Annotated in this window: 23 protein-coding genes and 8 pseudogenes; 29 read left to right on the top strand and 2 right to left on the bottom strand. The window is 33.6% G+C overall.

From position 1 onward, the window contains the following. Window positions 1–6 precede the first annotated feature (6 nt). The 3 genes and pseudogenes from ACQ9BO_RS03025 to ACQ9BO_RS03015 all read left to right on the top strand — a co-directional run bounded on the left by ACQ9BO_RS03025 (window position 7) and on the right by ACQ9BO_RS03015 (window position 2363). A pseudogene (locus tag ACQ9BO_RS03025) lies at window positions 7–1239 on the top strand (beta-ketoacyl-[acyl-carrier-protein] synthase family protein). Continuing rightward, window positions 1232–1486: an acyl carrier protein gene (locus ACQ9BO_RS03020; protein WP_320569404.1), complete on the top strand. Its 255-nt coding sequence runs from the start codon at window positions 1232–1234 to the stop codon at window positions 1484–1486. The pseudogene ACQ9BO_RS03025 and the gene ACQ9BO_RS03020 overlap by 8 nt, the downstream one beginning before the upstream one ends. Next, window positions 1486–2363, top strand: a pseudogene (locus ACQ9BO_RS03015) (lipid A biosynthesis acyltransferase). The gene ACQ9BO_RS03020 and the pseudogene ACQ9BO_RS03015 overlap by 1 nt, the downstream one beginning before the upstream one ends. A 64-nt stretch (window positions 2364–2427) precedes the next feature. Here ACQ9BO_RS03015 and ACQ9BO_RS03010 read toward each other — a convergent pair. Beyond that, window positions 2428–3402 carry an integrase core domain-containing protein gene (locus tag ACQ9BO_RS03010; RefSeq protein ID WP_431241922.1) on the bottom strand — a complete coding sequence of 325 codons (975 nt, stop codon included), beginning with the start codon at window positions 3400–3402 and terminating at the stop codon, window positions 2428–2430. A 238-nt stretch (window positions 3403–3640) separates the two neighbouring features. On the opposite strand from ACQ9BO_RS03010, the gene ACQ9BO_RS03005 reads away from it, so the two are divergent. The 11 genes and pseudogenes from ACQ9BO_RS03005 to ACQ9BO_RS02955 all read left to right on the top strand — a co-directional run bounded on the left by ACQ9BO_RS03005 (window position 3641) and on the right by ACQ9BO_RS02955 (window position 12372). Beyond that, on the top strand, window positions 3641–4543 hold the full coding sequence (locus tag ACQ9BO_RS03005) for a dialkylrecorsinol condensing enzyme DarA (RefSeq protein WP_431243585.1): 903 nt from the start codon (window positions 3641–3643) through the stop codon (window positions 4541–4543). A gap of 19 nt (window positions 4544–4562) precedes the next feature. Beyond that, window positions 4563–5695: pseudogene (locus ACQ9BO_RS03000) on the top strand (beta-ketoacyl-ACP synthase III). Next, window positions 5695–6125: pseudogene (locus ACQ9BO_RS02995) on the top strand (hypothetical protein). The pseudogenes ACQ9BO_RS03000 and ACQ9BO_RS02995 overlap by 1 nt, the downstream one beginning before the upstream one ends. An 8-nt stretch (window positions 6126–6133) precedes the next feature. Beyond that, window positions 6134–6597, top strand: a pseudogene (locus tag ACQ9BO_RS02990) (ABC transporter permease). Between the two features lie 280 nt (window positions 6598–6877). Then, window positions 6878–7281 (top strand): annotated as a pseudogene (locus ACQ9BO_RS02985) (hypothetical protein). Next, window positions 7281–8279, top strand: coding sequence for a BtrH N-terminal domain-containing protein (locus ACQ9BO_RS02980; protein ID WP_431243584.1), 999 nt, complete (start codon window positions 7281–7283; stop codon window positions 8277–8279). The pseudogene ACQ9BO_RS02985 and the gene ACQ9BO_RS02980 overlap by 1 nt, the downstream one beginning before the upstream one ends. 7 nt (window positions 8280–8286) lie before the next feature. Beyond that, window positions 8287–9039, top strand: coding sequence for an ABC transporter ATP-binding protein (locus tag ACQ9BO_RS02975; protein WP_431243583.1), 753 nt, complete (start codon window positions 8287–8289; stop codon window positions 9037–9039). Beyond that, on the top strand, window positions 9029–10312 hold the full coding sequence (locus tag ACQ9BO_RS02970; RefSeq protein ID WP_431243582.1) for an ABC transporter permease: 1284 nt from the start codon (window positions 9029–9031) through the stop codon (window positions 10310–10312). Before ACQ9BO_RS02975 ends, ACQ9BO_RS02970 begins: the two co-directional genes overlap by 11 nt. Next, on the top strand, window positions 10287–10736 hold the full coding sequence (locus tag ACQ9BO_RS02965; protein ID WP_431243581.1) for an acyl-CoA thioesterase: 450 nt from the start codon (window positions 10287–10289) through the stop codon (window positions 10734–10736). Before ACQ9BO_RS02970 ends, ACQ9BO_RS02965 begins: the two co-directional genes overlap by 26 nt. A 76-nt stretch (window positions 10737–10812) precedes the next feature. Next, window positions 10813–11223 carry a DUF6998 domain-containing protein gene (locus ACQ9BO_RS02960; RefSeq protein ID WP_431243580.1) on the top strand — a complete coding sequence of 137 codons (411 nt, stop codon included), beginning with the start codon at window positions 10813–10815 and terminating at the stop codon, window positions 11221–11223. Window positions 11224–11232: 9 nt separating this feature from the next. Further along, window positions 11233–12372: a beta-ketoacyl synthase N-terminal-like domain-containing protein gene (locus tag ACQ9BO_RS02955; RefSeq protein ID WP_431243579.1), complete on the top strand. Its 1140-nt coding sequence runs from the start codon at window positions 11233–11235 to the stop codon at window positions 12370–12372. A gap of 14 nt (window positions 12373–12386) precedes the next feature. Here the strand turns inward: ACQ9BO_RS02955 and ACQ9BO_RS02950 are convergent, their stop codons facing one another. Then, on the bottom strand, window positions 12387–12569 hold the full coding sequence (locus tag ACQ9BO_RS02950) for a hypothetical protein (RefSeq protein ID WP_431243578.1): 183 nt from the start codon (window positions 12567–12569) through the stop codon (window positions 12387–12389). Window positions 12570–12648: 79 nt separating this feature from the next. Here ACQ9BO_RS02950 and ACQ9BO_RS02945 point away from each other — a divergent pair, with 79 nt between their 5' ends. The 15 genes and pseudogenes from ACQ9BO_RS02945 to ACQ9BO_RS02875 all read left to right on the top strand — a co-directional run bounded on the left by ACQ9BO_RS02945 (window position 12649) and on the right by ACQ9BO_RS02875 (window position 25086). Further along, the gene (locus ACQ9BO_RS02945) at window positions 12649–13113 is read left to right on the top strand and encodes a hypothetical protein (protein WP_431243577.1); all 465 of its coding nucleotides are present in this window, start codon (window positions 12649–12651) and stop codon (window positions 13111–13113) included. Between the two features lie 40 nt (window positions 13114–13153). After that, complete coding sequence (locus ACQ9BO_RS02940; RefSeq protein WP_431243576.1) at window positions 13154–13768, top strand: 3-oxoacyl-ACP synthase; 615 nt, start codon at window positions 13154–13156, stop codon at window positions 13766–13768. A gap of 2 nt (window positions 13769–13770) precedes the next feature. Beyond that, entirely contained in the window at window positions 13771–14028 is a 258-nt protein-coding gene (locus ACQ9BO_RS02935) for a phosphopantetheine-binding protein (protein ID WP_341691702.1), read from the top strand. A gap of 145 nt (window positions 14029–14173) precedes the next feature. After that, window positions 14174–15368: pseudogene (locus ACQ9BO_RS02930) on the top strand (beta-ketoacyl-[acyl-carrier-protein] synthase family protein). Beyond that, complete coding sequence (locus ACQ9BO_RS02925; protein WP_431243575.1) at window positions 15368–16432, top strand: beta-ketoacyl synthase N-terminal-like domain-containing protein; 1065 nt, start codon at window positions 15368–15370, stop codon at window positions 16430–16432. Before ACQ9BO_RS02930 ends, ACQ9BO_RS02925 begins: the two are co-directional and overlap by 1 nt. A gap of 241 nt (window positions 16433–16673) precedes the next feature. Beyond that, window positions 16674–17213 (top strand): polysaccharide deacetylase family protein, encoded by a 540-nt coding sequence (locus ACQ9BO_RS02920; protein WP_431243574.1) that lies wholly within the window; start codon window positions 16674–16676, stop codon window positions 17211–17213. A gap of 110 nt (window positions 17214–17323) precedes the next feature. Next, window positions 17324–17950 carry an outer membrane lipoprotein carrier protein LolA gene (locus ACQ9BO_RS02915; RefSeq protein ID WP_431243573.1) on the top strand — a complete coding sequence of 209 codons (627 nt, stop codon included), beginning with the start codon at window positions 17324–17326 and terminating at the stop codon, window positions 17948–17950. Then, on the top strand, window positions 17916–18551 hold the full coding sequence (locus tag ACQ9BO_RS02910) for a hypothetical protein (RefSeq protein ID WP_431243572.1): 636 nt from the start codon (window positions 17916–17918) through the stop codon (window positions 18549–18551). The genes ACQ9BO_RS02915 and ACQ9BO_RS02910 overlap by 35 nt, the downstream gene beginning before the upstream one ends. A gap of 20 nt (window positions 18552–18571) precedes the next feature. Next, window positions 18572–19177, top strand: coding sequence for a porin family protein (locus tag ACQ9BO_RS02905; RefSeq protein WP_431243571.1), 606 nt, complete (start codon window positions 18572–18574; stop codon window positions 19175–19177). A 3-nt stretch (window positions 19178–19180) separates the two neighbouring features. Beyond that, on the top strand, window positions 19181–19552 hold the full coding sequence (locus ACQ9BO_RS02900; RefSeq protein ID WP_431243570.1) for a 3-hydroxyacyl-ACP dehydratase: 372 nt from the start codon (window positions 19181–19183) through the stop codon (window positions 19550–19552). A 2-nt stretch (window positions 19553–19554) separates the two neighbouring features. Next, complete coding sequence (locus tag ACQ9BO_RS02895; protein WP_431243569.1) at window positions 19555–20040, top strand: hypothetical protein; 486 nt, start codon at window positions 19555–19557, stop codon at window positions 20038–20040. 19 nt (window positions 20041–20059) lie between these two features. Beyond that, a pseudogene (locus tag ACQ9BO_RS02890) lies at window positions 20060–21236 on the top strand (DUF2062 domain-containing protein). Between the two features lie 171 nt (window positions 21237–21407). Further along, the gene (locus ACQ9BO_RS02885; protein ID WP_431243568.1) at window positions 21408–22976 is read left to right on the top strand and encodes an MMPL family transporter; all 1569 of its coding nucleotides are present in this window, start codon (window positions 21408–21410) and stop codon (window positions 22974–22976) included. Window positions 22977–22999: 23 nt separating this feature from the next. Then, window positions 23000–23881 carry a hypothetical protein gene (locus tag ACQ9BO_RS02880; protein WP_431243567.1) on the top strand — a complete coding sequence of 294 codons (882 nt, stop codon included), beginning with the start codon at window positions 23000–23002 and terminating at the stop codon, window positions 23879–23881. Window positions 23882–24006: 125 nt separating this feature from the next. Then, window positions 24007–25086 (top strand): lysophospholipid acyltransferase family protein, encoded by a 1080-nt coding sequence (locus ACQ9BO_RS02875; RefSeq protein ID WP_431243566.1) that lies wholly within the window; start codon window positions 24007–24009, stop codon window positions 25084–25086.

Below are 25086 nucleotides of genomic sequence, written 5' to 3'. Positions count from 1 at the left end.
AAGACCATGAATAAGAGAGTTGTAATTACTGGAATGGGAATTTATTCTTGTATCGGAACTTCTTTAGATGAAGTAAAGGAATCATTATACAACGGAAAATCGGGTATTAAGTTTGATTCTGAACGAAAAGAATTTGGTTTCCAATCAGCTTTGACCGGAATGGTTCCAAAAGCCGATTTAAAAAATTTATTGACGCGCAGACAACGTATGAGCATCGGTGAAGAAACCGAATATGCTTATATGGCAACTATAGAAGCTTTAAAAAATGCTAATATCGACGACGCTTTTTTCGAAAATCGCGAAGTCGGAATTATGTACGGAAACGACAGTGTTTCTAAAGCGATAATTGACGCGACAGACATTGTCCGTGAAAAAAGATACTGCATTAATTGGATCTGGAGCGATTTTCAAATCGATGAATTCTACAGTTACTATGAATCTTTCGACGATTTTCAAACTTCGTGGAATTAATTTAACAGTTAGTGCGGCTTGTGCGAGCGGTTCTCATTCTATTGGATTGGCTTATTTTTTAATTAAAAGCGACTTTCAAGATATCATAATTACCGGCGGAGCGCAAGAAATCAACAAATATGCGATGAGCAGTTTTGATGGTTTAGGTGTTTTTTCGAATAGAGAAAACGATCCTGAAAAAGCTTCGCGCCCATTCGACAAAGATCGCGACGGATTAATTCCGAGTGGCGGTGGCGCAACTTTAATTTTAGAAAGCTACGAATCTGCAATTGCGAGAGGCGCAACTATTATCGCCGAAGTTTCTGGTTACGGATTTTCATCAAACGGCGGACATATCTCGACTCCAAATGTCGAAGGTCCTGCCACAGCCATGCAACGCGCACTCGACGAAGCAAAATTAAAAGCATCAGATATTGAATATATAAATGCACATGCAACTTCAACTCCGGTTGGAGATGCAAACGAAGCAAAAGCAATCTTTGAAGTTTTTGGCGAAAAAATCCTCCTGTAAGCTCTACAAAATCAATGACAGGCCACGAATGCTGGATGGCCGGAGCAAGCGAAATCATTTATTCTATTATAATGATGCAGAACGATTTCATTGCGCCAAACATCAATTTGGAGAATCCAGATGAAGATGCGATGAAATTAAATTTAGTTAAAACTACGTTAAACAAAAAATTTGACATATTTTTGTCCAATTCTTTCGGTTTCGGAGGAACCAACTCTGCGTTGGTGGTTAAAAAGTTTAAATTGGACAATGAATAAAGAAGAGATTATAACGAAAATTAATGGTTTTTTGGTTGATGAATTTGAAGTAGATAATGACGAAATTGAACCAGATGCTAATTTAAAAGATACACTTGGGTTAGATAGTTTAGATTATGTTGATTTAGTAGTTTCAATAGAATCTAACTTTGGTGTAAAACTAGTAGAGGCAGATTTCGTTGGTATCGCAACTTTTCAAAACTTCTATGACTTGATCGAAGCCAAACTAAAAGCTAAAACCGCTTAATGAGTCAATGGGATGGCAAATCAAAAGGTACAGTTTTAGGCTATAAAATATTCGTTTTTTTGATACAAAAAGCGGGTGTGAAATCTGCTTATGTCTTACTTTATTTTGTCGCTACTTATTATTTCTTGTTTCTAAAGAAAAGCAATAAGGCTATTTTTTACTATTTCAAAGAAAGACTTAACTATTCCAATTTCCAGTCAAAAAAATGGTTTTCAAAAGTTACTATACTTTTGGACAGACTATTATTGACAAAATTTCCATTTCGGCCGGGCTTCGAAATAAATTCACTTATGAATTTGACGGAATCGAAATTCTGAAAAAACTTTTGGCCGAGAAAAAAGGCGGTGTCTTAATTAGTGCACACGTCGGAAATTTTGAAATCGCCGAACATTTTTTTGGCGACATCGATCTTGATTTTCAAATCAATTTGGTTACGACCGATTTAGAACATTCGGCAATCAAGAATTATCTGGAAAGCGTCACGAAAAAATCTTCTGTGAAATTCATCATCATAAAAGACGATTTATCGCATATTTTCGAAATCAATTCGGCTTTGGCCAATAATGAATTGGTTTGCTTTACCGGCGATCGCTATTTTGAAGGAACCAAATCACTTTCTGAAGAAATTTTGGGTAAAGAAGCTAATTTTCCTGCTGGCCCATTTTTAATCGCTTCAAGATTAAAAGTTCCTGTTGTTTTTGTATATGTAATGAAAGAACCAAATCTGCATTATCATTTATACGCCCGAGAAGCAACAGTAAAACACCGCGACGAAAAAGGCTTATTAAAAGAATACGTAAAAAGCGTTGAAAGCATTCTGCAGAAATATCCTTTGCAATGGTTCAATTATTTCGATTTTTGGAATGATTTGACATAATGGGTAAAGAATCTCGCAAAGGCGCAGAGTTTTTTCTCATTTTTGTCATTTCTGTAAAAGTCACTTATTTCGGTAACGGATTTATCATTTCAATTGGCTTTTTTCCATCGATTCCCTGATGTGGTCTTTCGTGATTATAATAATATAAATATTGTAATAATTCTTCTTTTAGCTCTTCTTGAGAATCAAAATCCGTGTCTCTTAATAAATCGTCTTCCAGAGTTCTCCAAAACCGCTCTACTTTACCATTTGTCTGTGGACGGTAAGGTTTTGTATATCGGTGCACGATTCCTAATTCCATCAGCATTCTTTCAAATGGATGGTTATTTTTGACTTTGCTTGTTTTAGGTCCAAATTCAGCCCCATTATCAGATAATATCTCTTCAAATTTTATTTCATAATGACTGCTTAGGATGTTTAAGCATTTTAATGACGCAAACATCACTGTTAAACTGGTAATGTCTGGAACTAATTCTGCCCAGGCAATTCGGCTGTAATCATCAATTACACAGACTAAATAGAGTTTTTTATTTTCTCCACGAATTATGCTTTTACTTAAATAATGACAATCAATATGACCCAGCTGTCCCATTCTTTCCTTGATTATTTTCTGATGATTCTTTTTAATCTTCGGAGTTAATCTATTTATTTTATGCCTTTTTAAAATATTATAAACTCCAGAATATGATGGTGCATGTTTTCCTAATTTGGGATTTAAGATACTAACAATTTCATATTTGTTGTTTCCTTTTTCTCTTAATTCGATTACTTTTTGTTCTATAAAAGGCAAAGGACGTCGGGTTTTATATTTTGGACCTCGCTTTTGAGGCAATAGATCCTGAGATTTCCCACTCTGTTTATAGCGATTATAATACTTTAAGAAACTTTTTCTGCACGTGTCATTTGCTGTGTAAAAATCCATCGCCTTTTTATAAAGTGGATGAGTTTTGTTTTTCACCTGCTCATATTCTTTTATCAAGAAACGATATTTCTCTAAATAGTTCCTCTCTAATGTACAATCTTGACTATTATTTCTCATCGTAACAAAATTTATTAAATTTAAATTTTGTTACCGAAATATCTAACCTTTACAGAAATGACAAACTGCACTTTAAAATTCATTTTAAATTTAACCTTTGCGCCTCTGCGACTTTGCGAGATTCAAACCGTACCACAAATCCAAGCTTAAAAAAACTTGTAAAACGAAACATTAAACAAGAAAATTCGTTTAAAATAATTTACCTATTTTTGCTTTCAACCAAAGAAAGCAAACCCAAATGAAAAATGTTCTCGTTATTTATTATTCCCAATCTGGACAACTGGAATCGATTGCTCGCAACATTGCAAAACCTTTTCTGAATTCAGATGAAATCAACGTAACTTTTCATGAAATTCAATTAGAAAAACCGTTTCCTTTTCCGTGGAATAAAACCACTTTTTTTGACGCCTTTCCAGAATCATTTCTACAAATTCCAACGGCTTTAAAACCAGTTCCGCACGAAATTCTGAACACAAAATTTGATCTTGTTTTACTGCATTATCAGGTTTGGTATTTGACACCTTCAATTCCGATGAACTCTTTCTTAAAAAGTGCTGAAGCCAAGACTATTTTAAACAATACTCCCGTTATTACCGTAAACGGTTCCCGAAATATGTGGATTATGGCGCAGGAAAAAGTGAAAGTTTTATTGAAAGAAGCCAATGCAAAATTGGTTGGAAATGTTGCGTTAGTCGATCGCGTTGGAAATCTAATCAGCGTCATTACAATTGTAAACTGGATGTTTTCTGGAGTCAAAAAACGTTATTTAGGCTTTTTTCCGTTGCCTGGAGTTTCGGACAAAGACATTCAGGAATCGGATAAATTTGGCGAAATCATGCTTTCCGAATTCAAACAAAACAAATTAGAAGATTTACAGCCAAAATTAGCCGAAATTGGAGCCGTAAAAATCAGTCCGTATTTAGTGACTGTAGACAAAACTGCTAACAAAATCTTTAATAAATGGTCTAATTTCATTCATAAAAACCAAAAAAACAGAAAACTGCTTCTGAAATTATTTTATGTTTATTTATTCCTTGCAATATGGGTAATCTCGCCAATAGTATATATATTGCATGTTATTAGCTATCCGTTTAAGATTAAAACTATAAAAAAAGAAACTCAATACTATCAAGGGGTTTAGAAGAGGAGAAAATTATATTATGTTTGACGTATATATTACCAAAGCCGCAAAATATTTGCCGAATGACGCTGTTTCTAACGATGAAATGGAGAACTATTTAGGGCTAATAAACGATACTGCTTCAAAAGCACGACGTATTATTTTGCGCAATAATAAAATTACAAGCCGATATTATGCCGTTGACAAAAACGGCAAAAGCACACATAGTAATGCCGAATTAGCAAAAAGTGCTATTGAAAAGCTATTTGACGAAAATTTCACTGATCAGGATTTAGAAGTACTTTCTTGCGGAACATCATCACCAGATGTTTTTGCCCCTTCGCACGCCGCAATGGTTCATGGATTATTGAAAAACAAATCGGTTGAATTGAACTCTTCTTCTGGAATTTGCTGTTCTGGAATGAATGCCTTGAAATATGGTTTTCTTTCGATAAAATCTGGAAATTCTAAAAATGCAGTTTGCACAGGATCTGAAAAAGTTTCGACTTGGCTTTCGGCACAACAATACAATCAGGAAATCATCAACTTAAAAAATCTGGAAGAACAGCCTATTATTGCCTTCAAAAAGATTTTTTACGTTGGATGTTATCAGACGGAGCTGGTGCTTTTTTATTAGAAAATAAACCAACCGGAAATATTTCTTTAAAAATCGAATGGATGGAAGCATATTCGTATGCATTCGAATTGGAAACCTGCATGTATGCAGGCGGAGATAAACTAGAAAACGGGGAAATAAAACCGTGGAGCGAGTACAAACCTGAACAATTGCTAAACGAATCCGTTCTAGCAGTAAAACAGGATGTGAAACTGCTTGACGAATTTATTCTGCCAAAAGGTGTCGAAAGTATGACCGATGCTATGGCAAAACATAATGTTACTGCCGATGATGTTGATTACTTTTTGCCACACGTTTCTTCGTACTTTTTTGTTGAAGGACTAAAAAAAGGGTTAGACGAAAAAGGAATTGTAATTCCATCTGAAAAATGGTTCATGAACCTTTTGAAAGTTGGAAACGTGGGCTCCGCCTCAATTTATATTGCAGTTGAAGAATTAATGAATTCTGGAAAATTGAAAAAAGGAGACAAAATTTTATTGTCGGTTCCAGAAAGCGGACGTTTTTCATTTGCGTATGCGTATTTAACTGTTTGCTAATGGAAACCGTTGTCCTTTTAGAAAAAGAAGCTGTAGAAAATCTGCTTCCGCAAAAATTCCCTTTTGTAATGGTGGATCGTATGTTTTCTTATTCAGAAACGGGATTAATTTCTGGTTTGAAAATTCAGGAAAGCAATATTTTTTTAGAAGAAAACTCTTTTTTAGAAGCTGGCTTAATTGAACATATGGCGCAGTCTGTTGCCTTGCATACGGGTTATCAGTTTTTTTGAAAAATGAAATTGCTCCAACTGGTTATATTGGTTCTATCAAAGATATTCAGATTAAAAAATTGCCTAAAATAAATGATACGATTCAGTCGAATGTTACCATTTTGCAGGAATTTGCCGGAGTGACTTTAGTAGATATCGTGACTTTTTTAAACGATGAAGAAATTGCAAGCGGACAAATGAAAACCGTTCTAGCACAATAAATATTATGATGAAAGTTGGAATCGACATACAAAATTATTTACCGCACCGCGCGCCAATGCTGATGGTCGATTTGATTTTGGAAATTGATGCCACTTCTGTTGAAACCGAATTTTTAATCCAAGAAGACAATATTTTTGTTGATAAAGGCATTTTTACTGAAGCCGGTTTAATCGAAAATACCGCGCAGACTTGTTCATCAATTGTCGGTAAAAAATATTTTTTGAAGAAGACGGAACCGAAAATGAAAACGTAAATGTTATTGGTTTTATCAGCGCTTTAAAGAATTTAAAAATACATGCATTGCCAAAAGTTGGCGATGTTATTACAACCAAAGCAACTTTGGTTTCCAAATTTGTTGGCGACGATTATACTTTATGTACAATGAGTTGCGAGAGTTTATTCGAAGATAAAAAACTGTTAGAATGCGAAATTAATTTGTTTATTCAGAAGACGATTTCTGTTGAAAAATAATTAAATATCGAAATGGATAGGAAAAAACCGCTTTATCATTTATTGATTCGATTAGGAATTTTAATATTGATACTTATTGCTGTTTTCAAAATAAACTCTGATGAATTAGCTTTCTTTTTAAGTCAAGTTTATTGTCTATTTCTCTTAGTAGAAATGATTTATTTTTTTGTCAAAAAAAGAAAAATTTAGCCTTAATAAATCTTGCCTTATTAATTATAATTGAAATATTACCTATTTTGGTTTTGATACGTTTAATGGTATAGATTAAAAAAACACCGTCATGGAAAAAGAAAATGTACCTCAACACGATGGAAATTTAAGCAAAAAAATCTCAAAGAATTGGTTTATGCAACCGACGAAAACGGGAATTACACAACCGCTTTGAGTACAGGTTGGGAACCAAAAGCCATTGCACTTTCGAACGCCATCGACGATATAAAAGAACGTGCCGAAGAAGCAAAACAAAAAGTGCTAAACGGAGAATTGAGTCCGATTTGTTATTTTATGGAACTCAACAAAATGGATCTTTCGATTCTTGCTGGTTATGTCGATATGTGGAAATGGCGCGTAAAAAGACATTTTAAGCCTTCCGTTTTTGCCAAACTAAATGACAAAACTTTACAAAAATATGCCGACGCTTTTGACATTTCAATTGCCGAATTAAAAAATAGTATTACAAAATAATGCAAGTTACTTTTACACATCATCAATCTGCTCATTGTGAAAACGGAGTAGCTTCAAACCTCTTAAAAAACAGCGGACTCAATATCAGCGAACCGATGGTTTTCGGAATTGGTTCTGGACTTTTTTTCGTCTATTTGCCTTTTTTAAAAGTAAATCATGCACCGGCAATCAGTTACAGAACTTTGCCTGGACACATTTTTAATAAAGTGGCCAATCGCTTAAATCTTAAAATTAAAAGACAAAAATTTTCTTCGGTTGCCAATGCCAATAAAGCTTTAGAAGAAAATCTAAAAAACAATATTCCAACGGGATTACAAGTTGGTGTTTATCATTTGAGTTATTTTCCTGATGAATATCGCTTTCATTTCAACGCGCACAATTTAGTCGTTTACGGCAAAACCGAAACTGATTATTTGATCAGCGATCCGGTGATGGAAACCGTTACCACTTTGACACACGAAGAAATGGATAAAGTGCGTTTTGCCAAAGGCGCTTTTGCGCCACGCGGACAAATGTATTATCCTATTCAGATTCCGTCAACTGTTGATTTAAAAAGTGCAATCATAAAAGGAATCAAAAATACTTGTCGCGATATGCTGGCGCCAATGCCAATTGTAGGCGTTCGTGGTATCAAAATGGTTTCGCGACAAATTCGAAAATGGCCGAAGAAACACGGCGTTAGAAAAGCAAATCATTACTTGGCACAAATGGTTCGTATGCAGGAAGAAATTGGAACTGGTGGCGGTGGCTTCCGATTTATTTACGCTGCGTTTTTACAAGAAGCCTCGGTTGTTTTAGGAAATGAAGAATTGAAAACACTTTCTAAAGAAATGACACAAATTGGAGATTCATGGCGCGATTTTGCCGTTGAAGCTTCCCGAATTTATAAAAACCGAAGCGCCAAAGAAGACGCTTACAACGCCATTGCCGATGAACTTTTGGACATTGCGAATCGCGAAGAAATCTTTTTCAAAAAACTAAAAAAAGCAATCAGCTAATTATATTTTGAATTCCATTATAAAAATAGAATCTCTTTCGAAAAAGTACAAAGATGCCGATCAGTTTTCTTTGAACGATGTGTCGTTGGAGATAAATGAAGGCCAGATTTTCGGATTATTAGGCCCGAATGGCGCCGGAAAAACCACTTTAATTTCGATGCTCTGCGGATTGATCAAACCAACTTCGGGACATTTTTCAATCGATGATTTAGACTATCACCATCATTCTTCGAAAATCAAAAAAATCATTGGCGTTGTTCCTCAGGAATACGCTTTGTATCCAACTTTGACTGCGAGAGAAAATCTGCATTATTTTGGAAGCATGTACGGTTTGAAAGGTTCTGATTTGAAAGATAAAGTAATCGAAACTTTAGATCTTTTAGGTTTATTAAAATTCGCCGATAAACAAATTCATACTTTTTCTGGCGGAATGAAACGCCGTGTGAATTTGATTGCCGGAATTCTGCACAATCCGAAAGTTTTGTTTTTGGATGAACCAACTGTTGGCGTTGACGTTCAGTCAAAAAATGCAATTATCGATTATCTTAAAGTTTTAAATCAAAACGGGACCACGATTATTTATACCTCACATCATTTGGCGGAAGCCGAAGATTTCTGCACCAATATTGCCATTTTAGACCAAGGCAAAATTTTTGCAAAAGGAACGCCAGAAACCCTAATTGAAACTACAGAAAATGCCAGAAATCTCGAAGATGTTTTTATTTCATTAACCGGTAAAGACTTGCGAGATGATATATAAAATTTGGATGTCGATAGTAAAAGAATTTCTTTTATTGAAAAGAGATTTAGGCGGTTTGATTATTTTATTTATCATGCCGTTGGTTTTGGTAATTACAGTTACGATTATTCAAGACAGCACTTTTAAAACAGTCAGCGATAATAAAATTCAGATTTTATTGGTTGACAATGATAAAGGCGCTGTTTCGAAAACGGTTTTTGACAATCTTCAAAAGAATAATTTATTTAGCGTTGTAACACAAATCGACAATAAAACCATTACCGAAGAAGTTGCCCGAGAAAATGTCTACAAAGGAAAATTTCAATTGGCCATCGTAATCCCAAAAAACCTAAGCGCCGATTTGCAAGCCAAAGTCGATCAGAATGTCGAAAACATTGTGAGCAAAATGGGTTTTACAGACAGCGTTGCAAAACCTGAAAAACCAAAAGTTATAACTCAAAAAGAAGTGAAATTATATTTTGATCCGGCGGTTCAGCTGAGTTTCAAAAATTCAGTTATGAGTTCGATTGACAAAATGATTTCTCAAATCGAAACCAAATCAATTTATACTGCTTTTCAAAATCAGTTTGGCGAGGAAAACACCGAATTTGATCAAAAAAGTTTTATCACTTTTAAAGAAATTGTTCCGAGAATAAACAACAAAGAAGTGTTGCCAAATTCGGTTCAGCACAACGTTCCGGCTTGGACACTTTTTGCGATATTTTTTATTGTGATTCCGCTTTCTATCAATATTGTAAAAGAAAAATCACAAGGAACTTTTGTGCGATTATTGACCAATCCAGTTTCGAATTTGGTTGTCATTATTGGCAAAACCATTACCTATTCTGTTATTTGTATGATTCAGTTTTATATGATGGTTGCCGTTGCGATTTTCCTGTTTCCGCACATTGGTTTGCCTCCTTTAAATGTTGAAGGTCATTTGTTTTTAATGAGTATTGTCGCTTTATTTTCAGGTTTTGGCGCCATCGGATTCGGAATTTTATTAGGAACCGTTGCGAGCACTCAAGAACAATCAGCACCTTTTGGTGCAACAAGTGTTATTATTCTGGCCGCAATTGGCGGAATTTGGGTTCCGGTTTTTGCAATGCCAAAAATCATGCAGATCATTGCCAAATCTTCACCGATGAATTGGGGATTAGAAGCTTTTTATGACGTTTTATTGCGCAACGTTTCGTTCGTCGAAATCATTCCAAAAATAAGTTTGTTATTTTTGTTCTTTATAATCACAACTTCCATTGCCTTATTTTATGACAAAAAGAAAAGAACAGTATAACGAAGCCTCAAACTTAACCGTTTCGCACGAAATCAGAATTCGTTTTAACGAAACTGATCCGCTTGGAATAGTTTGGCACGGCCATTATATTACGTATTTTGAAGACGGTCGTGAAGCCTTTGGACGCCAGCACGGACTTACGTATTTGGACATCGCAAAAACGGGTTACACGACTCCAATTGTAAAATCAAAATGCGAACATAAATTGTCTTTGCGCTACGGCGATGTTGTAACAATTGAAACCACAGTTGTCGATACTCCGGTCACGAAAATAATTTATCGTTTTAAGATTATTGATCATAAAGGCGAAATTGCCTGCACTGGCGAAACAACTCAGGTTTTTTTAGATAAAGAAGGAAATTTAATGCTGACGAATCCTCCTTTTTATGAGGAATGGAAAAGGAAAGTTGGATTGTTGAAATAAAGTTTTTTCGCCACGAATTTCACGAATTAGCACAGATTAAAACATTAATTCTGCGGGAAAAGAAAATTTTAATTATTTGAAACAAGAAGATATAAAAGTACTTTTAGATAAATATCTGCAAGTCTTAGATATAGAAATTAATCAATTAGGATGTAGTCCTACAGAAGTTCGTCATTTATTAGGAAGGATTGGAGAATTTTATTGCGCGATAGAAACAAATGGAACATTAGCGCTTAAAACTAATCAAAAAGGATATGATGTAATATGTTCAAATAATCGAAAAATCAGTGTTAAAACAACAGCGCAAAAATCAGGATTTGTTTCTTTTAACAAACGCACATTAGATTTCGCAGATGATATAATGATATTACAATATTCCGAAAATGGTTTAAAGAAAATTTATTTTGGAGATTCAAAGTCAATAATTCCGTATTGCAGAACTTGGAAGGAAACTTTTGAATTGGATTTATCTAAAATAAAAAAATGAATAATTAAAATGTCAAAAGAAATATACATTACACAAACCAATTGTATCACGCCTTTAGGATTTGATGTTCCGTCGAACATCGAAGCGATTTTGCGTGGCGATTCTGGAATTCAATTGCATAATGATACTTCTTTGATGCCAAATCCGTTTTATGCTTCGATTATTTCTGATGAAAAAATAAACAGCGCTTTTGCAAAAATCAGCGCTGAAAGAAAATATTCCCGTTTAGAGAAAATGATGATTTTGGCTTTAGAGCCGATTATCAAAACTTCTGGAGTTGAATTGAATTCGAAAACTGCTTTTGTACTTTCGACAACAAAAGGAAATGTTACGGCTTTAAAAAACAACTCTGAAGAAAATTTCAATAATGCACATTTAGATGTTTTGGCTAAAAACGTTGCCAATTTCTTCGGATTCAAAACACAACCAATTGTGATTTCAAATGCATGTGTTTCCGGAATTTTAGCTGTTTCTGTTGCTAAAAGAATGATTCAGTCGGAACTTTATGACAATATTTTTGTTGTGGCCGGCGACGAAGTTTCGGAATTTGTTTTGTCTGGTTTTAATGCTTTTCAGGCGATGAGCGAATTGCCTTGTAAACCCTATTCTAAAAACAGAACCGGAGTAAGTTTGGGCGAAGCAACTTCTGCAGTTTTAGTTTCGGCTGAAGCCAAAAACGCGAAAATAAAAGTAATTGGAGATAGTTCGATAAACGATGCGAATCATATTTCAGGGCCTTCAAGAACAGGTGAAGGTTTGTTCAGAAGTATTCAAAATGCTTTGAAAGAAGCAAATATTGAAGCCAATAAATTAGATTATATTTCAGCACACGGAACCGCAACGCCGTTCAACGACGAAATGGAAGCGATTGCCTTAAACCGATTGGATTTACAAAATGTTCCAATCAATAGTTTGAAAGGATTTTACGGTCATACCTTAGGCGCTTCAGGATTATTGGAAACGGTAATTGCGATTGCATCTGCAAATCGAAATATGCTTTTTGAATCGAAAGGTTTTGATGAAATTGGAGTTAGCGAAGCTATAAATGTTATTGAGAAAAATGAAGAAAGAAATATAGAGTATTTTTTGAAAACAGCTTCTGGATTTGGAGGTTGCAATACGGCTGTTGTTTTTGAAAAGATAAAATAGAAAATAACAAAAATCTATTTAAAGAATGCTGAATCTTTTAATTCTCTTTCTTTCAAAATAGAATCAACAATTTGAATTATTTTTATTTTTGAAACATCTTGATTTTCTAAAGCCATTGTAGAATATACAGTATCTACAAGAACTTTTGAAAGAAAGCTTTTTCGTTTTAATATTGGATATTTTTCGTAGAATTTCATCAGATATCTAATCTATAAAATTAAATTCCAACTTGTAAAGAAAACTTACAAGTTCAATATCATTAAAATTGCTAGAAATATGAGTGATAAAATTGCAGGTCTAAAAAAAGATATTGAAAGTAATCTGGGGTCAAGTAGTGGTTTTTATGAATTGGTGTTTCAGCCTTACATTAGAGATTTCATAAGCAATTTAAATCAAACAGATAGTGAAAATTTTTCAATCGAAATCTTAAATTGGAATGAAGATTTACTTTATCATTTAGCTGATGAAATTCTTTTTAGCAACAATGAATTTCTAGATAAAAATTATCTCTATTGTTCAATCTTTTTAAGAACTTATGATCAAGAAAATTTAGAATTTTTATCACAATATTTATATGATTGCTACGACGATTTAAATATTGAAAAAACCTCCTTAGATTTTTTCGTACAACTAAAAGAAAAAGTTGAAAAGTTTTACATTATAAAAAATGGAAAAGAAAATATCGATAATTTCATTAGACCATTAAATGATATTATTAATCAAAAAATGGAGAAGATTTAAAATCACTTATTCAGTATAAATTTTTATACTAATTAAAAGAATGATCAACAAAACCTACATACAATCCTACATCACCATCCAAAACAACCAAATTGTTTTGAACGGAACTTCTGTATTCAAAATTGAACCAACCGATTTTGCTGATTTTTCTAAACAAGCATTGCGTAATTTTGAAATACAATATCCAAAGTTTTTCAAAATGGATGCTTTGAGCAAACTGGCTTTTTTAGGATCAGAATTGCTTTTGAGTCCGATTATTTCATCTGAAGAAGAAAATAATATTGCTTTGGTTTTGGCGAATAAATCGTCAAGTTTAGATACTGATGTGAAATATCAGGAATCGATTTCTGACAAAGAAAACTATTATCCGAGTCCGGCGGTTTTTGTTTATACACTGCCAAATATTTGTTTGGGCGAAATAAGTATCCGCCATCAGCTGAAAAGTGAGAATTCTTTCTTTATATTTGATGCTTTCAACGCCGAATTTCTGTCTAATTATTCAGATATTCTTTTAAACACAAATAAAGCAGATTCAGTTTTATGCGGTTGGGTCGAATATTTTGACGAAAATTATAAAGCTTTTCTTTGTGTTATCAGCAAAAAAGAAAACGAAAAATATACAAACGAAAATATCAATACATTATACAATAGATAAGCATGGAAGCATTAAAAGAAGAATTAAAAAATAAAATCATTACAACTTTAAACTTAGAAGATATCGCTGTTGAAGACATTGCCGATAACGATCCTTTGTTTGGAGACGGTTTAGGTTTAGACTCGATTGATGCACTTGAATTGATCGTGATTCTTGATAAAGATTACGGAATTAAACTGGTTGACCCGAAAGAAGGAAAGTCAATTTTCCAATCAATCGAAACTATGGCAACTTACATCAACGCTAACAGAACAAAATAGATTTCAGATTTTAGACTTTAGATTTTAGATTCCAGTTGGAAATCTAAAATCTAAAATGGTTTAAAAATCCGTCAACTTTGTCAAAGTTTAAAACTTTGACAAAGTTCTAAGAATCTACAATCTAAAATCATAAATCTAAAATTAGATGAAAGGTGTCGCAATAACGGGAATGGGAATTATTTCTTCGATTGGAAATTCAGTCGAAGAAAATTATATTTCGCTGATCGAAAATAAAATTGGCATTTCCAGAATTGAAAATATTCCGACGGTTCATGCCGATGTGATCAAAGTTGGTGAAATCAAAAAAACCAATGAAGAATTAATTTCCGAATTACAGCTTTCAGAAAATAATAATTTTTCGAGAACCGCTATGATTGGCGCTTTGGCGACCAAACAAGCAGTTGAAAATGCCGGAATTACCTCAATCAACGAATTCAGAACCGGACTTATTTCGGCTACAAGTGTGGGCGGAATGGATATGACCGAAAAACATTATTTCGATTATTTTGAAAAACCAGAATTGGTAAAATATATCACTTGTCATGACGGCGGCGATGTTGCTGAAAAAATTGCTTCGGAACTTGGTTTAAAAGGAATGGTTACGACAATCAGTACGGCTTGTTCATCGGCGACAAACTCGATTATGTTAGGCGCGCGATTAATTAAAACCGGAAAATTGGATCGTGTAATTGTGGGCGGAACTGATGCTTTGGCAAAATTTACCATCAACGGATTCAAAACTTTGATGATTTTATCTGACGATTACAACAAGCCTTTTGACAATAATAGAAAAGGTTTAAATCTTGGAGAAGTGGTGCATTTTTGGTTTTAGAATCGGACGAAATTGTGGCGAAACAAAACAAAAAAGTCTTGGCAAGAGTTTCAGGTTACGGTAACGCAAACGACGCTTTTCATCAAACTGCATCTTCAGAAAATGGCGACGGCGCTTACTTGGCCATGAAAAAGCTTTTGAAGTTTCAGGAATAAAACCTTCTGAGATTGATTATATCAACGTTCACGGAACTGCAACGCCAAACAATGATTTGTCTGAAGGAAGAGCTTTGCTCCGAATTTATGAAGATGAAAAAGTTCCAGATTTTAGCTCTACAAAACCTTTTACAGGACATACTTTAGCGGCGATAGCATTGATTGAAGCCGTTTATTCTGTTTTAGCGATTCAAAATAATGTGGTTTATCCGAATTTGAATTTTGAAAATCAAATGGAAGAATTCGATTTGAAACCTCAGACTACTTTAAAAAATAAAAATATCGAACATGTTTTATCCAATTCTTTCGGTTTTGGAGGAAATTGTTCAACCCTTATATTTTCAAAAAGCTAATGACAAAAAAAACATATATAAATGGAGTAGGCTGTATTTCGACTCAAAAAACATTTGATACTGTTTTTTTGGAAGAAGCCGTTGTAAACAAAAACGAAACTGTTCTAACAATTGTTCCTCCAGTTTATAAAGATTACATTTCTCCTGCCATGATCAGAAGAATGGCAAAAGGAGTGAAAAACGGAATCGTAGCTTCGGCTTTGGCGATGAAAGATGCCAATGTTGAAAATGTCGATGCCATCATTACCGGAACTGGTTTAGGTTGTATCGAAGATTCTGAAAAATTCCTGAAAAACATTCTCGATAATAATGAAGAATTTTTAACGCCAACTTCATTTATTCAATCAACACATAATACGGTTGGTGCGCAAATTGCACTTTCTTTACAATGCAAAGGCTATAATTTTACGTATGTAAATGGCGCAGTTTCTTTTGAATCAGCACTTTTGGATGCTAAAATGCAGATTGAAGAAGACGAAGCCAATTCGATTTTAGTTGGCGGCGTTGATGAAAACGGTGAATATACACTTTCGCTTTTCAAATTGGCTGGAAGAATTAAAAAAGAAACTGATCTTCCTTCTGATATTTTAAATGCAAATTCTAGTGGAGTTGTGTATGGTGAAGGCGCGAGTTTTTTTGTTTTGGAAAATGAACGAAAAGAAAATACGTATGCCGAAATTCTTGATGTTGAAATCGTAAATACTTTAGAAGAAAATGAAGTTGAAACAGCTTTAATTTCTTTTCTAAAAGCAAATAATCTGGAAATTGCAGATCTTGACGCTATTGTTTTAGGTTTTGATGGAAACTCAGATTCTGATTCTTATTACAGAAATCTAAGTGACAATGCTTTCGCAGAAACGCCTCAATTTTATTATAAACATTTGAGCGGAGCTTTCGATACGGCTTCGGCTTTTGCTTTGTGGATGGCTTCAAAAGTTTTAAAAACTCAGGAAATTCCGGAAATTATAAAAGTGAATTCGGTTTCAAAACCTTCTTATAATACCATTTTACTTTATAATCAAGTAAATGGAAAAAATCATAGTTTTACGTTGCTTTCAAAATGATAACGCATAAAAACATATCTAGGCTCTTCTATTTTTTACTTATTTTATTACTTGCTTTAAAAATAATTATAGAAATTAATAAGCTATGGTATCTTGTATATCTTCTTCTTTGGATTGTTATAAATGCTTTTGGCTCTGCCCGAATTTCTTCTAATTATCATGTAAAAGCATTCTGCAATAATCCATCAGAAACAGAAAAAAAATTGCCTTAACGTTTGATGACGGACCAAGTGTTTTTACTTTGGAAATTTTGGAATTGCTGAAAAAATACAATGCCAAAGCAACTTTTTTCTGCATCGGAAAAAATATCGAAGAACATCCCGAAATTCTTCAAAAGGTTATTGATGAAGGTCATTTGGTTGGAAATCATTCGTACTCGCATTCTAAATTTTTTGATTTTTATAATACCAAAAAAATCACCAAAGAAATTCAGAAAACAGATGCACTTCTGGAAAAATTCACTTCTAAGAAAATCAACTTTTTTCGTCCACCTTACGGAGTTACGACGCCATCAATTGCTGAAGCTCTAGACTTTACCGATCACAAAGTAATTGGCTGGAATATTCGTTCGCTTGACGGTGGAACAAAAAATGTGGATTTGATTTTAAGCCGAATTAAAAAACGCATTTCTCCCGGTGGAATCGTACTTTTGCATGATACTGCTCCGCACTCTGTTTTAGTATTGGAACAGTTTTTGCAATTTTTACAGCAAAATAATTATGAAGTGGTTTCTGTGGAGGAATTACTGAATCTTAATGCTTATGAAATTGAACACGGATGAAACGGATTCGCTATCGCGAAGACGCGGATTTAAACGGATTTTCTTAAACTAAAAATTCGTGAAAATTGGTGCAATTCGTGGCAGATAATAAGCACAATTTTTAATAAAATATGAAAACTAAAATAGCGCTCTTAATTCTATTTATTTCAGGCAATATATTTGCTCAAGAACAAAAAATGACCGATGCTGAAATTGCTTCTTTCAAGCAAGATGTAAATGAAGTGGCCAAAAAAATCAAAACATTGAGCACTGATTTTGTTCAGTACAAACATTTGGATTTTTTGTCGAAAGATATTGAAACTTCTGGAAAAATGGTTTTTAAAGAACCGGCTTTATTGTCTTGGCAATACAAAAAACCATACAATTACAGCATTGTCTTCAAGAACGGAAAAATCCTGATTAACGACGAAGGAAAGAAAAGTGCGGTTGATATTGGCAACAGTAAAATCTTCGCCAGAATCAACAAACTGATTATTGGAAGCGTAAGCGGCAATATGTTTGACGACAAAGAATTTACGATTTCCTATTTTAAATTGAAAGGTCAAAACTTGGCGAAATTTATTCCGAAAGATGCAACTTTGAAAAAATACATCAAACAAATCGAACTGACTTTTGATAAAGAAGAAGCAACAGTTGTTCAGGTAAAACTTTTAGAATCATCTGAGGATTATACCCGAATTGTACTTAAAAATAAAGTAATCAATGCAAAAATCGACGATTCAGTTTTTACTAATTAATTGTTTTCTGGCAATTATTTTGGTTTCCTGTGGCTCGGTCACAAAAAATTACACGCCTAAAAAATTAGACAAAACGAAGATAGAAGTTCCGTATTTCGCTGACGCAAATGCTGATTATGTTTATAAAACCAACATCACGGTTTACGGTCATGAAATGTCTGGAATTTTTATTGCCAAAAAGGTAAATGACACTACGCATAGAGTAGTTTTTACAACTGAATTTGGCAACAAATTAATGGATTTTGAAATTTCTGAAAAGACATTTAAAGTCAATTCAATTGTATCAGAATTAGACCGAAAAATTTTGATTAATACTTTAACAGAAGATTTCAGAATTCTTTTGAAGAAAGATTTTGCAATTCAGGAACAATTCGAAAACGAAGATTTTGACATTTATAAATCGGCAGACGGAGATCGCGACAATTATCTTTTTATTTCCAAAAAAGATCAAAAATTCGAAAAACTAATTCGTTCATCGAAGTCAAAAGAAAAAATAACAATTACTTTTACTTTAGAAAACGATAAATTTGCTAAAAATATCGTCATTTTACATCAAAATATAAAGTTGAAAATTGAACTAAATTATTTTAAATCAGAATAAAAATACAAACCAAACCAACTATGAAAAAACTAACCTTAATTGCATTTGTTTTATTTATTGGACTTGTTTCTGCGCAAGCACAAGTATCTGTTAGTCCAGGAATTCGAGGCGGTTTAAACCTTACTAGTTTAACCAATATTGATAACAACAGCATGAAAGCTGATTATTATATTGGAGGATTAGTTGCCATAAAATTCAATAAATTTTTCACACTTCAGCCTGAAATAACGTATTCGAGACAAGGTGCCGAAGGGCGAGAATATTACAACGGATCAAATACTTTACAGGATACAAAATATGAATTAAATTATGTAACGCTTGGCGCAGTTGCAAAGTTTAACTTTGGTGGGCAAGGTTTTCATGTTTTAGCAGGACCATCACTTGATTTGAAAACAAGTGACAATTTTGGTCGATATGGCTATGATCCTATTGGTACAGATTTCTCTTTTGTTGGAGGTATTGGCTATACTTTGCCAAACGGACTAACTTTTGAGGCAAGATTTAAACAAGGATTAATTGATATTTATGGTTATGATGGTATTGACTATGACGACTATTATTATGACCAAGTTATTTTAAATCAGGTATTGCAGTTTGGAATCAGTTATACTTTTAAAGTAAAATAAAAAATGGTTTTAAAAGATTTTTACAGCATACTTTCGGAAGAAAAAATATCAGATTCTAAATATACTATTACAATTTTGGTCAATGAAAAACATGAGGTTTTCAAAGGTCATTTTCCAGGAAACCCGATTATGCCGGGGGTTTGCATGATTCAGATTATTAAAGAACTGACGGAAAAAATTACGCAGGAAACTTTAATGATTCAGACGCTTGCCAATGTAAAATTTATGGCGCTTATCAATCCTGAAGTAAATCCGGAGTTACGCTTAGAACTTGACATTACCACAACTGAAGATAATTTGGTTAAAGTAAAAAACACTACTTATTTTAATGATACTGTTGCTTTGAAATTAAGCAATGTGTACAAAAAAATGTAATTATGAAACTGCTATTGACATTACTTTTATGGATAAATTTTGCTGGAACTCCAGATTTGGCTTCCATCAGAAAAATGTATACTGTTGTTACAAAATCGGAGAGTAATGCAAAAGAATTTTCAGAAAAACTAGCTTCAATTTCTGACGATGATAATAAAACTTTGGTTGCTTATAAAGCGACTTCAATTTTATTGGATGCCAATTTCAAAAAGAAATTAAAAGAAAAAATTGACCGTTTTAAGGAAGGTGCAAAACTGCTTGAATCGACCATAAAAAGCGAACCCAACAATATCGAAATCCGAATGATTCGCTTGAGCATTCAAGAAAACGTACCTGGAATTACGGGCTATAAAAAGAATATAAAAGAAGACAAAAAATATCTTACAGAGCATTATGCCGATCAAAACGGCGCTTTAAAAGAATATCTAAAAGACTTTGTTTTACAATCCAAAAGCTTCTCTGAAAAAGAGAAACAATTTGTGAAGTAAACGAAAGCAAAATTTCCAAATGAAACCTATTTTATCACAGCACGATCTCCTTAATTCCACTTCTTTTTGTGTTATTGTCCCAACGTACAATAATCAGAAAACATTAAAAAAAGTTTTGGATTCTGTTTTAGAATTTACTTCAAATGTGATTATCGTCAACGATGGCTCTACAGATGAAACTCCTGAAATTCTAAAACAATATTCGCAACTTACGCAAATTCATCATCCAAAGAATTTAGGAAAAGGAAGAGCTCTTAGAAATGGTTTTAGAAAAGCAATCGAGCAAAATTTTGAATACGCTATAACAATCGATTCTGACGGCCAACATTTTGCTTCTGACATTCCTAGTTTCCTAGAAGAAATTCAAAAAGAACCAAATTCTCTTTTGATTGGAAGCCGAAATATGACGCAGGAAAATGTTCCGAAGAAAAGCAGTTTTGGAAATAAATTTTCGAATTTCTGGTTCAAATTCGAAACCGGAATCAAACTCGATGATACACAATCTGGTTTCAGATTATATCCGTTGCAATTGCTTCCAAAGAAATTTTACACCAATAAATTTGAGTTTGAAATCGAGGTTATTGTGCGCTCGGCATGGAAAGGAATTGTAGTAAAAAACATTCCGATTCAAGTTTTGTACGATCCTGCGGAACGCGTTTCGCATTTTCGTCCTTTCAGAGATTTTACCCGAATCAGTATTTTAAATACGGTTTTGGTTACGAATGCCTTGCTTTACATCAAGCCAAGAGATTTTTTAGAAGAGCAAAAAAAAAGGTTTTAAAAAGTTTTTTCTAGAAGACATTTTAGAAAGCAGTGATTCTAATTTCAAGAAATCCGCGCCTATTGCATTGGGAATTTTTATCGGTTTTTCGCCTTTTTGGGGATTTCAGACCATTTTGCTTTTTACTTTTGTCGCTATTTTCAGGCTTAATAAAGTTATTGCTTATCTGACTTCAAATGTGAGTTTTCCTCCATTTATTCCATTTATTATTTACGCTTCACTTCAGGTCGGAAGCATTTTTGTTTCCAGCGACGCGCCTCTAGTTTTAGACAGTTCGATTACGCTCAACGATATTCAAAAAAATGCAACGCAATATATCGTAGGAAGTCTTATTTTAGCATCCGTTTCCGCGCTGACTGTTGGTCTTTTGAGTTATTTACTTTTGACTGCTTTTAGCAAGAAACACAACGAATAAAATTTATTTGTTTTTGCCACAGATTACATAGATTAAAAGGATTTTTGCATGTCAGGCTGAGCGAAGTCGAAGCCCATGTCCAATTGGAATGCCCTTCGACTTCGCTCAGGGTGACAAACTAAAACTAATCTGTGTAATCTGTGGCAAAAAATTCACAGCAAAAAAATAATTATGCATCACTTTTTCTATGCCATTCATTTATTTGTAAATAAAAGAAAATCGCTTTCGGTTTTTTTGGCTTTGCTGATGCTTTTTATTTTCGGTTTTTTTGCTTCTCAAATCAAATTCGAAGAAGACATCACCAAACTTATTCCAACAAACGACAAAGCCGATGCAACGGCAAAAGTTTTAAAACAATTGAATTTTGCAGATAAAATAACCGTCATTTTCAAACTCGAAAAAAACGGTTCTGCCGAAGATTTAAAAGAAATCGCGACCGCATTTTCAGACAGCGTTTCTAAATCCTGCAAACCTTACATAACCGGAATACAAGGAAAAATTGACGAAGAAAATATTCAGGAAACTATTGATTTTGTTTACAATAATCTGCCACTTTTTCTTGAAAATAAAGATTATGAAGCCATTCAAAACAAACTGCAAAATGACAGTATTTCGACGACGGTTCAAGGAAATTACAAATCGATTATTTCGCCTTCGGGATTTATAACTAAAGATTTTATTCTGCAGGATCCGCTTGGGATTTCGTTTATCGCCTTAAAAAAATTACAACAGCTCAATCTTGGTGATGATTTTACTTTAGAAAATGGTTTTGTAATGACCAAAGACAAAAAGAAATTATTGCTTTTTATAACTTCGGATATTTCGTCAAGCGAAACTGAAAAAAACACGCTGTTTGCTGAAAAACTAAGATCAATTCAGGAAAATTTAAATCAGAGATTCAAAGGCAAAACTTCGATCAGTTATTTTGGTTCGGCATTAATTGCTGTTGCCAATGCCAGCCAAATCAAAAGCGATATTATCCTGACAACATCAATTGCCATGGTTACGTTGATGCTGATTCTGATTTTATTCTACCGAAAAATAGTGATTCCGTTAATTATTTTTCTTCCAACCGTTTTCGGAGCTTTATTTGCTGTTGCGTTTTTATATTTTGTAAAAGAGCAGATTTCAGCAATTTCACTCGGAATTGGATCTATTCTACTCGGAATTACGATCGATTATTCCATTCACATTCTCACGCATTACAAGCACAACAGCGACATCAAAACATTGTACAAAGACATTACAATGCCTGTAATCATGAGCAGTTCGACAACAGCTGTTGCCTTTTTATGTCTGCTTTTTGTAAAATCGGATGCGCTAAAAGATCTCGGAATTTTCGGCGCCGTAATTGTAATGGCAACAGGAGTTTTCTCGCTTCTGATCGTTCCGCATTTGTACAAACCAAAAGAAAATCCGGCTGAACATAAGAAAAATGTCATTGATAAAATGGCACATTTCTCTTTTCACAACAATAAATTCCTGATTGGATTTTGCGTAATCATCACGATTATTTGTTGTTTCACTTATAATGATGTTGGTTTCAATAACGATTTGTCGCAATTAAATTTTGTTCCTAAAGACATTAAAGCGGCCGAAAAACAATTGGAAGAAAGTACAAGCTTGACTTCAAAAACTATTTATGTGGCTTCGTACGGAAAAAGCATGGATGAAGTTTTGCAAACCAACAGCAAGCTTTTTCTGATTTATCCAAAGAAAAACAACAAAACAAAATCCTGAATTTCAGTTCCGTTGGCGGAATTGTGCTTTCTCAAAAAGAACAACTTCAGAAAATCGAAAAATGGAATTCATTTTGGAATGCTGAAAAAAAACAAAATCTAAAATCGCAATTAATTTCCGAAGGCTCAAAACTTGGTTTCAAACCAACAACTTATACTGCTTTTTTTAATCACTTAGATCTTGATTTCAAACCCATTTCTGCAGAAGATTATTTAAAAGTTCAAACGTTGCAATTAAAAGAATTTGTAACCGAGAAAAATGGTTTTTACACGATTTCGACTTTAGTAAAAGTTACTCCCAAACAGCGTGATCAATTTGTAAAAGCAACTTCTGCCAAAGAAAATATAATTGCAATCGATCGCCAACAAATGAACGAAACGTTTTTCAGCACTTTGAAAACCGATTTCAATTCGCTTGTAAATTATTCATTTGTGGCCGTAATTTTAATTCTGTTTTTCTTTTTCCGAAGAATCGAATTGGTAATTGTAAGCTGTATTCCAATTGCGCTGACTGGAATTGTAACAGCTGGAATTATGGGCATTTTTGGCATTCAAATGAATATTTTCAGCATGATTGTCTGCACTTTGATTTTTGGTCACGGTGTCGATTTCAGTATTTTCATGACAAGTGCTTTACAAAAAGAATATACAACTGGAAGAAACGAAATTGCCGTTTACAGAACATCCATTATTCTGGCAGTAATTACTACCATTTTAGGAATTGGAGCTATGATTTTTGCCAAACATCCAGCACTGACTTCGATTTCATCGGTTTCTTTGATTGGAGTTTTTGCGGCATTAATTATCACATTTATCTTCTACCCGATTCTCTTTAAACTTTTCATCTCAAACCGTTCAAAAAAGGAAATCCGCCATTTCATTTACGCACTTTTGTTCATGGCGTAATTTCGTTTGCCTATTATGGTTTAGGTGGCATTATTATGTCGATTTTCAGTTTTACGCTAATGCCAATTTTGCCGTTGAGCGCAAAAACAAAAATAAAAGGATTTAGATATATCGTTTCAAAATTCATGAAATCGGTGTTATATTCCAATCCGTTTATACGCAAAAAAGTCGTTAATAATTTCAATGAAACTTTCGAAAAACCTGCGGTAATTATTGCCAATCATTCTTCATTTTTAGACATTTTGTCAATGGGAATGTTAAGTCCGAAAATTATATTTCTGGTAAGCGACTGGGTTTACAACTCTCCAATTTTTGGCGGAGTTGTGAGGAAAGCTGGGTTTTATCCGGTTTCTGAAGGTCTTGAAGGTGGCGTTGAACATTTGCGAAAAAAGGTAAACGAAGGATATTCGTTGATGGTTTTTCCAGAAGGAACGCGCTCTGAAAACAATGTTATAAAACGATTCCATAAAGGCGCTTTTTTCTTGGCCGAAGAATTTAATCTGGATATTATTCCTATTGTGATTCACGGCGCTTCCGAATTAATTCCGAAAGGCGATTTTGTCATTCATAATGGAAAATTAACCATTACGATTCTGGAAAGGATTACGCCTGAAAATACTTCCTTCGGAAAAAATTATGCCGAAAGAACAAAACAAATAAGTACTTTCTTCAAAGCAGAATATCGAACTATTCGTCAGGAATTAGAAGGTGCAGATTATTTTAAATCGATGTTGCTTCACAGTTTTGATTATAAAGAAATTGAAGTGGTGGACAGCGTTAAAAAGGACATCAAAAAGCATCTCGAAACCTATTTCATTCTTGGAAAACAATTTTCGGCGAAAGCCAAATTATTACATTTAGCTGATGATTATGGACAAGTAGATGTGTTGTTGGCTTTGCAGGAACCACAGCGAAAAATACATTCTTATATTGTGGATGAAGAAAAACGAGATATTGCCAAAACCAATTATATTGTTGGAAAGAGAAAAATAACCTATCTCGAAAATTTAGAAACAATATCAGAAAATCAATATGATGCCGTTTTAATTTCAGATGAAAATCATGAAAAAGAAATTCAGAATGTTATTTCTGCAACATCTTGTGTAATTTTAATTGATTGTCCTAGTTTAAAAGATGCAATCATCAACCTTGGTTTTCATTTTGTTCTGGAAGAAAACGACCTGATTATTTTTAAGAAAAACTAA

The sequence above is a fragment of the Flavobacterium sp. P21 genome, from assembly GCF_050632225.1.
GTDB lineage: Bacteria > Bacteroidota > Bacteroidia > Flavobacteriales > Flavobacteriaceae > Flavobacterium.
This window is presented reverse-complemented; position numbering and strand designations above follow the sequence as displayed.